Source organism: Thermogutta sp., assembly GCF_039793925.1.
In the GTDB taxonomy this organism is placed as follows: Bacteria; Planctomycetota; Planctomycetia; order Pirellulales; family Thermoguttaceae; genus Thermogutta.
Genome location: NZ_JBAMME010000354.1, coordinates 1 through 333, shown reverse-complemented (window position 1 = coordinate 333; position 333 = coordinate 1). Strand labels below are relative to the sequence as shown.

Genomic DNA, 333 nt, shown 5'->3' with positions numbered 1-333 from the left:
ATCACTCAGGACCCCGAACACTACCTCTTGGACCTGGACCCGGATCGGCGGGAGGCCATGCTTCTATATCTAGAGGCCCTGGCCCTGAGCGGCCGCAACTGGCGTACCGAAGAGTGTGGCCCTCCTCATAAAATCCGCAGCGTTTACTTCCTGGCCCACGACCATCCCAACTGCTTGGTGGACATCTCAGAAGTGTACGAGCTCAAGGAGCGGGCCATGGAAGAGCTGCGTCTGCAGCTGGAGTTCACGGCCGGGCATTTTCGCCAGCGGGTTTCGGAGGAGGCGCTGCGCCGGCTTTTGCCCGACTACGATGCCGTGCGCGAGGATCGCGTG

The 333-nt window shown here is 61.9% G+C and carries 1 protein-coding gene; it reads left to right on the top strand.

What is annotated here, in order from left to right; translation table 11 throughout:
- On the top strand, nt 1–333 hold a 333-nt coding region (locus tag ABJK56_RS19335), incomplete at both ends, for a hypothetical protein (RefSeq protein WP_347246329.1).